This is a genomic window from Methylophaga sp. UBA2689, from assembly GCA_002354555.1.
Classification (GTDB): domain Bacteria; phylum Pseudomonadota; class Gammaproteobacteria; order Nitrosococcales; family Methylophagaceae; genus Methylophaga.
Genome location: DELT01000101.1, coordinates 84,143 through 96,603, shown reverse-complemented (window position 1 = coordinate 96,603; position 12,461 = coordinate 84,143). Strand labels below are relative to the sequence as shown.

Here is a 12,461-nt window from a genome sequence, read left to right as displayed (position 1 = left end):
TATGCTTGAGTGGATCTTAGCTATCTTGATTTTAATTGGTGCGTTTTTCACACTGGTGGGTTCAATCGGTCTGTATAAACTATCCGATTTTTATATGCGTTTGCATGGTCCAACCAAGGCCAGCACACTTGGCGTAGGGGCTATTCTGATTGCCTCGGCAATTCATTTCAGCTTTAAAACAGAGGGTGTCAGCCTGCATGAAATTCTGGTGACGCTTTTCCTATTTATCACTGCACCGGTAAGCGCACACCTGATGGCAAAAGCCGCCATTCATATAAAAGTTAAACAGGTGGAACGCACCCGCCAGTTGGAAAAATAAATTGACCGAAGTTGAACCTCGTAAGCCCCAAATCTGGGTCGATGCCGATGCCTGCCCGGTGGTGATAAAAGAAATTCTCTATCGCGCGGCTACCCGAACAGAAACCCACACCACCTTTATTGCCAATCATAGCTTAAGATTACCGCCCTCACCTTTTCTCAAATTCCAGCAAGTGCAATCCGGTTTTGATGTCGCGGATAATGAAATTGTCGAACGTCTGATGAAAGGTGATTTAGTCATTACCGCCGATATCCCGCTTGCCGCCGAAGCGATTGAAAAAGGCGCATTGGCTTTAAACCCAAGAGGCGAACTGTATACTACAGACACTATCAGCGCCCGACTGACAATGCGTAATTTTATGGAAACCATGCGTAACAGCGGCGAACAGATGGGTGGCCCCCCTGCCTTTAATCAACGCGATCGACAAGCGTTTGGCAATCAACTGGATAAGTGGTTGCAAAAGGCAAAGCGTTAAGTCGGAATTGTCCCTGCTATCAAGTAGTCTTACTTTTGATGTCACTAGAGGTAAACAACATGAGCAATAAATCCAAAGTTACTCAGACGAAAAGTCCTAACGGCCCGGAAAATGCTGTGGAAAACAGCACCATCTCGCCTAAAAGCTCAGTTGAAGTCAGTGACAACGAAAAAACAAAAAAAGATAGGCCCATAAATGAACGCGATTTGATACTGAATCATGAAGATGCTCAGGCTGCCAGCCCTGATGACATGGCCGCCTGTGGCGAAGAAGATGTAGGTGCCGGTCTGGAATTTTTAGTGACACGTAACGATCATGATAAGTAAGCCCAGATTTAATTTTTGTCTTTACTACACACACTTCTATTTGATCATACTTCAATCATTTTCCCACAATCCTGAATAGCAATACCGCGTTCATTGTGGCTTTTGCCATAAAGCTCACTTGCGATGTTATATTTAAAGCAATAGAATGATATTGATTCTCATTACCAATTAACATTCAGGAGTTTTTCGTGAGCAGTGCCCAATCTGTCATCCACTATCATGTACAGGTGCTGTATAGCGAACATCATAACTGGCTGAAAGGCTGGTTATCTCAGCGATTAGGTAATAGTACAGAAGCCGCCGATCTGACTCAGGATACATTTCTCCGCCTCCTCGGTTTGCCTTCATCGCGACACTTTTCCAGCAGCGATCAGGCGCGCAATTATTTACGAGCTACCGCCAAAAACCTCTGTATCGACCTCTGGCGTCGAAAGGAAGTTGAAAAAGCTTGGCACGATACACTTTCCAGCTACCCGGAAGAAACCGCGCCTTCAGCAGAAAGACAGGTAGCAGTGCTGGAAGCCCTGGAAGAAATTAATCGGATGTTGAGTGAGCTTCCGGCCAAAGCCGCTAAAGCATTTCTCTTAGCTGTGGTCTGCCAGATGACAGATGCCGAAACAGCCAGTCAACTGGGTGTATCAGATCGCATGGTGCGTAAATATGTAGCTCAGGCCATGTTGGCCTGCCTGAAATTGCAAGCCTCTCAAACCACTCGCGAACTTATTTCTGAACCACAATCATAAAATGGCTGAACCTTCTCATAAGACATTGGAAGAAGCCGCCGAATGGTTTGCCATTCTTCGTGATGGCCAAGCCAGCAACGAACACAAATCAGACTGGCGTAAATGGCTTGATGCCAAACCTGAGAATAAAACCGCCTGGCTTTACGTGGAAAAAATCAGTGAAGGTTTCCAGCCCTTACAGCAAACGCCCGACCCGCATAATACAGCTGACAATCTATACAATGCCAATCAACGATTACGTCAACGCCGCCGACTGCTCAGTGGCATGGTCAGTATTGCTGTGATTGGATTTGTAGGTCATTTCAGCTGGAATAGAAAATGGTTTCCTGACAGTGTGATGGCACTGGCTGCTGACTACCACACCGGTGTCGGACAACAAACTGATATCACCTTGCCAGATGGCACGCAGATCTGGTTAAACACTGCTAGTGCCATTAATGTTGATTACACGGTACAGCAAAGACGCATTGAGTTACTCCATGGTGAAATCTTCATTGAGACAGTAAAAGATGTCGGCAGATCATTTGTAGTAGATACCTCACAAGGTCGATTAACGGCGCTCGGAACACAATTTAACGTGATGAGCCAGCAACAGGATATTGAGCTCGCCGTTTATGAAGGTTCCGTGTCTGTTCATACCAATAATGATCACTATCTTGAACTTCAAGCTGGGGAAACAAGCCGTTTTAATCAAAACCAGATAATGCCAAAACAAAATGCCATAACCGCTCGACAGGCCTGGAGAGATGGATTGTTAGTGGCAGAAGATATGACATTACAGGAACTGATCGCCGAGCTTAACCGTTATCAATATGGCTATATCAATATCGCTGATGAAGTTGCTCAGCTGGAAGTGTATGGCAGTTTCCCGCTAGCGGATACTGACCGTGTTTTGACTATGCTCACCACAGTTTTGCCCATACAGGTTCGCCAGGTGTTTCCAGGCTGGATTATTCTGGAACCAATCCAGCGTTAACTTCAATTTAATCAACAGCCTAAAAGTTATTTTCGTTTTATTTCACAAAATGGTTCCGGGTTTATGCACCTCATCCGTTTATATCTGTATCAACACTAAACTCGATGAGGTAACACAATGGTGAAACAACACAGCCACAAACAACCGGCTAAAAACCGGTTTAAGCCACTGGCACTTTCTATACATCTTATTGCTGCTGCCAGCATGGGGACATTGCTTGTACTACCTGCTGCACAGGCAGAAACAAGCCATTCTGCGGCTCAAGCCACTCAACAATTTAATATCCCAGCCGGATCGCTGAGTCAGGTACTGGCCCGCTTATCTGCCCAGGCCGGTATCTATCTTGTGGGTGCTTCGGAATTAGCCAGCGGCAAGAACAGTAATGGATTGCAAGGCAGCTATACTGTTGAAAATGCACTAAGCCAGATTCTCAATGGCAGCGGTCTGGTGGCCGTAGCTCAGGGTGATAACAGTTATACATTGCAGGCAAACAATGAAGACGAGCAAAGTGTCACATTATCAACGATGAAGGTACAAGGTCTTGGTATGAATGGCTCGGCCGCCAATGCCTATCGGGTTGGTGATGTTTTTGCTGGAGCACTGGGAAACCTGTCAAAGCAGAATACGCCGTTTACCATTGAAACCTACTCTGAAGATTACATTGCCAATCTGCAGGCACGCTCGCTGGGTGAGTTAACCAAATTTGATGCGGCTATCAGTCTCTCATCCAATAACCTAATCACAGAAAATAACGCTTTTTCGATTCGTGGCATCAACCCGGATTTCGATACCGGGCAGAAACTTGATGGAATGAATTTCCGCAGCCGTGCCAAAGATCTTCCATTAGAACACCTTGAACGGGTTGAGATCCTTAAGGGTGCAGGCGGTTTCCTCTATGGTTTTGGTGCTCCGGGCGGCATTATCAATTATGTGCTCAAACGGCCCACTGAAGAATTCGAAGCCAGTGTTTCCACGCAAATAATGGATAGCGGATTGCTAATGGCACACGGCGATGTCGGCGGTCGTATTGGTCCAGATGATATATTTGGTTACCGCGTTAATGTGGTCAGTGAAGCTGGTGACACCTATGTCGATGACAGTGAGGCCTACCGTAAATCGGCTTCTGTCGCTGTGGATTTACGTATCACGCCGGATCTGACATGGCAGGCAGATGCACTGATATCTGAGCGTAAAAGTTACGGTGGTTATTTTTCAATTAGTCCAAACTCTGACGGTTCCTTCGACGATCGAACAGTAAGTAATATTCTCAGCCCGATTGATGGTGATAAACGTCTGGCTCCAGACTGGACTCGCTATGAATCAGAGCATATCACTACCGGCAGTGATTTAATCTGGCAGATTAATAATAACTGGAACAATAAACTCTCCTATCGTTATTCCACCAGCTACCGCAATCCGCTGATGCCCATTTTGTACGTTGATGGCGATGGTGACTATTCGGCCACACTCTACAATTACAACAATCTGTTCAAAAGCTATCAGACACAGAATGTGCTAAGCGGTGTTATCGAAACGGGGCCTGTTACGCATAATGTAGTGGCAGGTTTATCGCATACTCGCACTATTTCATCAAATAGCAGCGGTATTGGTACGCTGGCCATTCCACTGGGGTCGGGTAATGTATCTTCACCTGTCGATTTCGAGCGCCCAGTTGGTCATCTTGATAAAAGTGATGCCAGCTTTAATGAGTATTCCAGAGTTACCCGTAAAGAAGTGTTTCTCTCAGATACGCTTAATGTCGGCGACAGCTGGGATTTCATTATTGGTGCACGCTACGGCAGTCTTGAGGATGATTATGGCGATTACAAAGAGAGTGAAATCACCCCTTCCGTCGCAGCTATTTATCGGCCACTTGAATGGATGTCAATTTACGCCAGCTATGTAGAAGCCTTTGAACAAGGTGCTACAGCACCGAATACTGCTGCCAATGCTGGCGAGGTTTTTGAGCCGTTAATCAGCAAACAGTACGAGACCGGCATTAAGGTTGAGTATGATAACTGGTCAGCCAATATGGCAGTTTTCCAGCTGCAAAAAGGCCTCACCTATGAAGATGAGAATGATGTGTTCAGTCAGGATGGTGAAGCCCGTTACGAAGGTCTTGAGCTCTCAACCCGAGCCAAAATCAATGAACAATGGCTAGTTGGAGCCAGCGCTATGTGGCTGGATGCCACTAACCGGATAACAACCAATGAGAGCCTTGAAGGAGAACCGATACAGGGCGTCGCTGACAAACAGTTCCGTTTATACAGTGAATATCAGGTGCCCAATACCCAGCTGACCTTCACCGGTGGTGCGCAATATACCAGTCAACGACCACTGGATACGGCCAACCAATGGCATGTCGGATCAGTAACATTATTTGATTTGGGAGCTCGCTATGAAATTGATCTCAACCAACAACTGTTAACTCTCAGACTGAACGTTGAGAACCTGACGGATAAAGCCTATTGGCTTACCTCTGCAGGCAGCTCCAGTATTGCTCAGGGTGCACCTCGTACCATCAAATTGGGAGCCCAACTAGACTTTTAATATTTACAAATAGCCCGGCAGTAATTCACTGCCGGGACTTTCTGCATAAAATAAAAAAAGCATAAATCTATCCTGCTTTGCTTTTTTTAAACATGACCGACAAGCGTTTGTTACTTAACTGGTAAATGGTTTTAGCAAAAGCTTGAGTTTTCTCACGGTTCCCGGCTGAACATCATTCATCCAAATCAAGTTTGCTGTATCCTGCCTTGAATTTGTGTAGAAAATAATCAAAATAGTGGCTTGCTGTGTTTAAACGCAGCAAGCTATTTTCGTTCAGGAACCCCCATGTTTTTCAAAAGAGCCCTATTACCGATTTCATCGTTGTTCTTCTCGATCTCGCTGTTAGCAACGGGTTACGGGTTACTGATGACATTCATAGGCATATTCCTGAAACAGGAAGGTCTCAATGAGGGCGCCATCGGCTTAATCAATTCCGCTTTTTTCCTGGGCGCGATGTTAGCCGCAATTTTCAGTCAAAAACTCATTGTCACAGTAGGTCACGCACGCAGTTTTTCGGCTTTTTCTGCAATTATGGTCATGGCATTTTTGGGGCATGCTTTATGGTTTGATCCCTGGTTTTGGGCCACATTGCGTTTGGTATCAGGTTTTGCCTTTTATGCCATGCTGATTGTGTTAGAAAGCTGGCTCAATGAAAAAAGCTCATCTGAAGACCGCGGCAAAATTCTCGCGATATATACCATCGTATTCTTCCTGGCGTTGGCATTAGGTCAATTACTGTTGATGCTGGAGATGTCAGCCAATACGATTTTCATTCTGGGTTCAATTCTGGTGCTTTGGTCGCTGGTGTTGGTCGCGGTGACGCGTGTTACGCAACCCGTATTAAAACCCTTTGAACGGTATAGCATGCCAAAATTGTTATCGATCGCCCCGTTGGCATTGGTGGGTAGTTTTATTGGCGGAGTATTCATTGGCGCGTTTTACACCATGCTTCCACTATACGTATTAAATCTGTTTGATCAGCCTAAGGTGGTCTCATTATTTATGGCGATTACCATTCTCGGCGGACTAATGGCGCAATTGCCTGTGGGCATGTTATCTGATCGAATAGGGCGCCGGAAAATGCTGGCTTTGTCTGGATTTTTCGGTGCTGGTGTTTTTCTCTTGATGCTGGTTTTACCTTTGATCTGGCGTGAGAGCGTGGCGTTGCTTTATACGGTTGGTTTTTTATTGGGTATCAGTTTGTTCAGCATTTATCCCTTAAGTGTTGCACGTGCCAACGATGTGTTTGATGAAAACACAGACCTGGTCGAAATTAGCCGAACCTTATTGTTTTCGTATGGCTTCGGTTCATTTATTGCGCCGTTATTGTTAGGTTTTGTACTGGGATTTTCAGCAACCGTATTTTTCATCGTGCTGACGTTATTTGCCCTGGCGTTAGGTTATTACTCATTACAGAGCGAGCGCATTCCAGAAGACCATATGAACGTCTATGTTGCCGTTCCAGCGGCATCTGGCAGCGTTCTCGCTGAAATGGATCCACGCATGGACGAACAATGGGTTGAAGATCATCGACCGCATCCAGAGCCACAGCAAACATGACGTAGATTCAGTCCATTAAAAACTGATGCTGAAAACTCCGAGGTCCGGGGGTTGCTCCTTTATCCGATGCTATCAATTGGCTCTGAACCTATTAATCCTAATTAAAACAAAACTTTAATTTAACTGAGATAGTTAATATTTTTTAAATCATGAGTACATTGGAGGAAATTCTTTAGCCCCTGCCTATAAAAGTTAGATGCCAATTCAAGCTCTTATCTGTGCCCTCCGTGTCTCTGTGGTTAATTTTTAAAAGCTCATGAGCAATCAAATCACGGACAAAAAAATAGTCCAGTTTTAGTTAAAAACTGAGCCATATTTGGCTAGTTGTGATTAATAATCCAATCTCAAATATCAACTTCCTCAAACAGTTCTGGCACTTCGGCATCCCAGCCGAATTTTTCGGTGATGTGTTTACGCATGGTGTCGCTTGCAACAACTTCGCCATGGGTGACGTAGACGTTATCGGGCTTGAGGTTGCCTTGCTCTAACCACGCCAGTATTTCACTGTAGTCGCCGTGGGCGGACATGGAGTCCATGTTATGAATTTCAGCTTTTACCGGCCAGTAGGCACCATGGATTTTGACGGATTGAGTTCCATTTACCAACGCATCACCACGAGTACCAGGGGCCTGGTAGCCCGCGAAGACAATGCTGTTACGAGGATTAGGTAATAAGGTTTTAAGGTGATGCAACACCCGACCGCCGGAGGCCATTCCACTCGCGGAGACAATCACACATGGGTAACGCATGGTGTCCAGTTCGATGGATTCATCTACGGTGCGGATGTACTGAGTTTGATCATCAATAAGCGCGCATTGGCTTTGGTCCAGCTTATGTTCTTTGTGGTGTTTGATGAAAGCTTCGGTAGCCTTGATAGCCATCGGGCTGTTCAGGTAAACCGGCATATCAGGGATTTTGCCTTCTCCCATCAGTTTATGTACAACATAAAGCAGCATTTGTGCTCGGCCAACAGCAAAAGCCGGCATCAATGTGATGCCACCTCGACCTGCGGTTTTGGTAATGATTTCTGCAAGTACAGCTTCGGGATCTGATTCACCATGGAGCCGGTCGCCGTAGGTGGATTCGCACACCAGTACATCTGCGTGCTGTAGCGGTTCCGGCGGACGCATGATAATGTCGTTTTGGCGTCCTACATCACCCGTAAATACTACTGTGCGGTCTGTGCCTTTGTGATGAACATGCACACAGGATGAACCCAGAATATGCCCCGCGGGGGTAAAGCTTACTTCAAAGCCTTTAACCGGCTCGAATGTCTCATGGTAATGCAGAGATTCAAAATGTTTTAACGCTTCTCTGGCGTCTTTTTCGGTAAATAGCGGTTCCGGGCTTTCGTGTTTTGAGAACTTCTTACTAGCAGCATATTTGGCATCTTCCTCTTGAAGATAACCGGCATCTGGCAGCAACACATTACACAACTCGTGGGTAGCCTTGGTGCAGTAGATTTTACCTTTGAAGCCGTTTTTCACCAGCGCCGGCAAATAGCCGGAGTGATCGATATGAGCATGGGTAAGCACCACGGCATTGATAGTTGATGGGTCCACCGGAAACGGTGCCCAATTTCGCCGTCGCAAGGTTTTCACCCCTTGATACAAGCCACAATCCACCAGTAATCGGTGGTTATCATCAGAAAGCAAGTAACGGGAACCGGTTACTGTGCTGGTACCACCGAGAAAGCGAAGTTTCATGTGCGTGTTATCCTTGGCTGGCAATGCTGTTAACTAGTGGAAAAGTTTACCGGCATTAGATTTACTAACCGTTGATATGGGTCAATTCTTTGGTTAATGCCTTTTCTCAATTTATACGCTAAACACAGAAATGTTTAACATTTAATCACATTGATAAACCTGCCAGATATTGACCATATTGATGCAGATTAATTGTAAATCTATTGATTTGTAGTAACGTCTAACTGAAAAAAGCATTTACTTGTAGTGAAACAAGAGCGTAGTTATTTAACCGCATCTGTTCTGACTAAAATCCAACAATCAAAACGTTTCAGTCTTCTATTGACGCAAGATAGATGTCCTCTTTAATAACCTTAAGGAATCCACATCATGACACTACAGCAAATAAATCAAGAAAAATCAGCTAGCATTTCGACTATTATCGCCGCTTCTAAAAAGTCTGAAGAAGACAAAGAAGCTGAAAAATCGCCACAGGTTCCCGACCCATCCGAAGGAACCTATCAACCGGCAGATGACCCGGATGATGATAAACAGAAAGAGGCTGAAGAGGCACCACCTATGCCGCAGCCACCTACTCCATAAGCTCCAGAACAGCAGGAATAGATAAAAAATGGCCCGGTTTACGTTAAAAACCGGGCCATTTTTATTCCACTAAATAGAATTAATGATGGTGATGTTCACCGGTACCATCCACAACTTTCACAAACGGTGCCGGATATTGCAGTGAAGGTCCACCATGTCCTGCATGGACAGAGTGATCTATTTGCATGTCGTCTTCAGTCATTTCCTTCGATTGCCCATGCTGATGTTGATGGGCTTTCGGTTCTTCGTGGTTGCCTGAAAGTTCGGCCTCATCTTTTGACTGCCCATGTTGGTGTTGATGTTGATGTTGATGTTGATGGGCTTTGGGTTGCCCATACTCACCGGCATGTTCGGCTTGTTCCATATTCTGCCCATGTTTATGTTGATGTGATTTTGGTTGATCAGATGCCTTCTCATCGAGCTCATCAAGGCCTTCCATCAGTTCCTTCACTGCTATGGGACCTTTGGGCATGGTCTTTTTAACCGGTTTTTCTTCAGCAATCTGATCCCAATGCAATTCGCCTGTTTCGCATTTTTGGGTGACCGGGAAATACAGCACACTGGTAGCACCGACTCCAATACGGCCACGGAAGATAAATTCATCAAAATGAATATCATGCAAAGAATTACCAGACCAGGTGATCTGCCGAACGGCTTCAGTTATCTCGATACCATCGCGAAAGAAAGGTCGTTCAACCGGTTTCTTCACGATTTCTACTTGCCAGCCTGCTTTGGGCATGGGCTGAGCAAATTGCAGACCTTCGGGAATATCTACAGTTATTGCTGTGGTAGCCGAACCATCACAACCTTGCGTGACGGTCAAAACACCTTTGTAATAGCTTCCGCTTTCAGCCTGATTTTGTTCCAGCTTAACTTGAGCATGCGCCAAACCGGGAACCAATATCGCCAGGATAAGTAGTTTTGTTTTCATATTTTTTCCTCAACCGTCACTAATTGGTCATTCGATTAATATGTTACTTAAGCATATCGCGAATATTGGATAAATGCGCTTTACCACGCTCTTTTCGCTCTTCAGGATCAACCTGAGTTTTTTCGGTCATCCAGATCAGATCTTCCGGAGGTAACTCGCGAAGAAAACGACTTTCTTCACAGTCCACCTTTTCACCGTAACGTTTACGGGTATTGGCCAGCGTCATTACCAGACTGCGTTGTGCCCTTGTTATGCCAACGTACGCCAGACGTCGTTCTTCTTCAATGGAATCCTCTTCAATACTGGTTCGATGTGGAAGGATTTCTTCTTCCATACCTACAATGAATACATGCGGGAATTCCAAGCCTTTTGCCGCATGTAATGTCATCAAATGTACTGCATCGGCCTGATTCTCATCAGCCTGCCGGTCCATGATATCCATCAACGTTAAACGTGCAGCAATATCGCCAATCGATTTTTCTTCGGTGTCCTGATCAATCATTCGCTCGATCCAGCTGACCAGCTCATCGACATTTTCCATGCGACGATTGGCTTTATTCGGATCGCCACTGACTTCTTCCAGCCAGCCGCGGTAATTGATCTCTTCGATCATATCCTTGATCGCATCCAGCAGATTGCCACGGGCAGCACGATCGGCAATATCAATCAGCCAGCGGGTAAAGACTTCCAGATTCTGCACTGATTTAGGCGGCAGGCTTTCAGCCAGACCCATTTCAAAACAGGCTCCAAACATGCTGGTGTTACGTTTGCCAGAGTATTCTCCAAGCGCCTGTAAGGTAGATGAACCGATCCCTCGACGTGGCGTATTAATGACACGTAAGAAAGCATTATCATCATCCTGATTGGCCAGCAGACGCAGATAGGCCATGATGTCTTTAACTTCAACCCGCGAGAAAAACGAGGTGCCGCCAGTCAAAAAATATGGCACGTTATGTTCACGTAACACTTTTTCCAGCGAACGGGATTGATGATTGCTGCGATACAGAATCGCATAGTCCTTGAAACTGGCCTGGTGTTTGAGCTTGTGATAAAGCAGCTCGGAAATGACTTTTTCTGATTCATGTTCGTCATCACGACAGCCAATAACTCGAATCGCATCGCCCTCGCCCATCGCACTCCACAGTTTCTTTTCAAAAATATGGGGGTTATGACTTATCAATTTATTGGCGACTCGTAAGATACGGCCCATCGACCGATAATTCTGTTCCAGTTTAATCAGCTTTAATCTTGGAAAGTCAGTTTGCAGTTGCACCAGATTTTCTGGGCGTGCGCCACGCCAGGAATACACCGATTGATCATCGTCCCCTACCACGGTGAGCTTTTCACGAATGCCGACCAATTGCTTGACCAGTTCGTACTGACAGCCGTTGGTATCCTGATATTCATCCACCAGCAGATAGTGAATTTTGGCCTGCCATTTTTGTAACACATCACGATGTTCGCGAAACAGAATGACTGGCTTTAAAATCAGATCATCAAAATCCACAGCGTTATAGGCCTGCAAAGCCTGCACATAACGTGGGTAAACCCTGGCAGCGAATTCTTCCTGAGCACCGTCGGCAATCTGGGCCGCCTGCTCGGGCAAAATTAATTGGTTTTTCCAGTTTGAAATCAGGTTTTGGACTTCCTGTGCATGATCGCTGTCAGCCGCAAAATCACGTCCCATCAGATCGCGAAAAACCGCCAAAGAATCCTGGGCATCAAAAATGGAAAAGCCGGGACGATAGCCTAGCGATTTTCCATCACGCCGCAGGATATTCAAACCAAGCGTATGGAATGTGGATACCATCAAACCTCGCGCTGAGGCTTGTCGGGTAGACATCAAATCAGCAACCCGCTCCTTCATCTCACGAGCAGCTTTATTGGTAAAGGTTACGGCAGCGATGTTGCTGGCTTTCATACCGCATTGCTCGATCAGATAGGCAATCTTACGGGTAATAACCCGCGTCTTGCCACTGCCGGCACCGGCTAATACTAACAACGGTCCATCGATGTAACGCACAGCTTCCCGCTGTTGCGGATTGAGATCTTTCACTAAATATTAATTCGCTGTGTCGAGGCGTCGATAGCCGATGGCTTCTGTTAAATGGACTGTTTGAATGTCGGGTGAACCGGCCAAATCAGCAATGGTGCGGGCCACTTTTAAAATACGATGATAGGCACGGGCCGACAGACCAAAACGGCTGATGGCTTTTTCTACTAATTGAAAATCCTGATCTGACAAGGTGCAAAAAACCTCTAGTTCTTTATGTTGCAGGGACGCATTGGCTTT

At 45.8% G+C, this 12,461-nt stretch carries 11 protein-coding genes and 1 pseudogene; 8 read left to right on the top strand and 4 right to left on the bottom strand.

The window, feature by feature from the left end; genetic code table 11:
* The first annotated feature begins 1 nt into the window (after position 1).
* From B3M51_RS13160 to B3M51_RS13130, 7 genes are all read left to right on the top strand, one after another.
* A complete protein-coding gene (locus B3M51_RS13160) occupies positions 2–319 on the top strand; it encodes a Na+/H+ antiporter subunit G (RefSeq protein ID WP_104934937.1) in 318 nt (105 codons plus the stop codon).
* 1 nt (position 320) lies between these two features.
* On the top strand, positions 321–794 hold the full coding sequence (locus B3M51_RS13155; RefSeq protein ID WP_292479564.1) for a YaiI/YqxD family protein: 474 nt from the start codon (positions 321–323) through the stop codon (positions 792–794).
* A 59-nt stretch (positions 795–853) separates the two neighbouring features.
* A complete protein-coding gene (locus tag B3M51_RS13150; RefSeq protein ID WP_292759823.1) occupies positions 854–1,120 on the top strand; it encodes a hypothetical protein in 267 nt (88 codons plus the stop codon).
* Positions 1,121–1,308: 188 nt separating this feature from the next.
* Positions 1,309–1,863: a sigma-70 family RNA polymerase sigma factor gene (locus B3M51_RS13145; RefSeq protein WP_292759821.1), complete on the top strand. Its 555-nt coding sequence runs from the start codon at positions 1,309–1,311 to the stop codon at positions 1,861–1,863.
* 1 nt (position 1,864) lies between these two features.
* Complete coding sequence (locus B3M51_RS13140; RefSeq protein WP_292759819.1) at positions 1,865–2,839, top strand: FecR family protein; 975 nt, start codon at positions 1,865–1,867, stop codon at positions 2,837–2,839.
* Between the two features lie 117 nt (positions 2,840–2,956).
* Positions 2,957–5,389, top strand: coding sequence for a TonB-dependent siderophore receptor (locus B3M51_RS13135; protein WP_292759817.1), 2,433 nt, complete (start codon positions 2,957–2,959; stop codon positions 5,387–5,389).
* A 285-nt stretch (positions 5,390–5,674) separates the two neighbouring features.
* Complete coding sequence (locus B3M51_RS13130) at positions 5,675–6,949, top strand: MFS transporter (RefSeq protein WP_292759815.1); 1,275 nt, start codon at positions 5,675–5,677, stop codon at positions 6,947–6,949.
* Positions 6,950–7,293: 344 nt separating this feature from the next.
* Here B3M51_RS13130 and B3M51_RS13125 read toward each other — a convergent pair whose 3' ends face one another.
* Positions 7,294–8,655 carry an MBL fold metallo-hydrolase RNA specificity domain-containing protein gene (locus B3M51_RS13125; protein WP_292759813.1) on the bottom strand — a complete coding sequence of 454 codons (1,362 nt, stop codon included), beginning with the start codon at positions 8,653–8,655 and terminating at the stop codon, positions 7,294–7,296.
* Positions 8,656–9,024: 369 nt separating this feature from the next.
* Between B3M51_RS13125 and B3M51_RS13120 the strand changes: the two genes are divergently transcribed.
* Entirely contained in the window at positions 9,025–9,237 is a 213-nt protein-coding gene (locus B3M51_RS13120; protein WP_292479572.1) for a hypothetical protein, read from the top strand.
* 79 nt (positions 9,238–9,316) lie between these two features.
* On the opposite strand, the gene B3M51_RS13115 is transcribed toward B3M51_RS13120, so the two are convergent.
* From B3M51_RS13115 to B3M51_RS13105, 3 genes and pseudogenes are all read right to left on the bottom strand, one after another.
* Complete coding sequence (locus tag B3M51_RS13115) at positions 9,317–10,168, bottom strand: YcnI family protein (RefSeq protein ID WP_292759811.1); 852 nt, start codon at positions 10,166–10,168, stop codon at positions 9,317–9,319.
* A gap of 43 nt (positions 10,169–10,211) precedes the next feature.
* A complete protein-coding gene (rep, locus tag B3M51_RS13110; RefSeq protein ID WP_292759809.1) occupies positions 10,212–12,224 on the bottom strand; it encodes a DNA helicase Rep in 2,013 nt (670 codons plus the stop codon).
* A 6-nt stretch (positions 12,225–12,230) separates the two neighbouring features.
* Positions 12,231–12,461 (bottom strand): annotated as a pseudogene (locus tag B3M51_RS13105) (ATP-dependent protease); the annotation flags it as partial.

Bases quoted from the DNA above. Each gene is read 5' to 3' on its own strand.
- B3M51_RS13160 (WP_104934937.1), top strand. From the start codon at position 2: ATGCTTGAGTGGATCTTAGCTATCTTGATTTTAATTGGTGCGTTTTTC.
- B3M51_RS13150 (WP_292759823.1), top strand. From the start codon at position 854: ATGAGCAATAAATCCAAAGTTACTCAGACGAAAAGTCCTAACGGCCCG.
- B3M51_RS13140 (WP_292759819.1), top strand. From the start codon at position 1,865: ATGGCTGAACCTTCTCATAAGACATTGGAAGAAGCCGCCGAATGGTTT.
- B3M51_RS13135 (WP_292759817.1), top strand. From the start codon at position 2,957: ATGGTGAAACAACACAGCCACAAACAACCGGCTAAAAACCGGTTTAAG.
- B3M51_RS13130 (WP_292759815.1), top strand. From the start codon at position 5,675: ATGTTTTTCAAAAGAGCCCTATTACCGATTTCATCGTTGTTCTTCTCG.
- B3M51_RS13125 (WP_292759813.1), bottom strand. From the start codon at position 8,655: ATGAAACTTCGCTTTCTCGGTGGTACCAGCACAGTAACCGGTTCCCGT.
- B3M51_RS13120 (WP_292479572.1), top strand. From the start codon at position 9,025: ATGACACTACAGCAAATAAATCAAGAAAAATCAGCTAGCATTTCGACT.
- B3M51_RS13115 (WP_292759811.1), bottom strand. From the start codon at position 10,168: ATGAAAACAAAACTACTTATCCTGGCGATATTGGTTCCCGGTTTGGCG.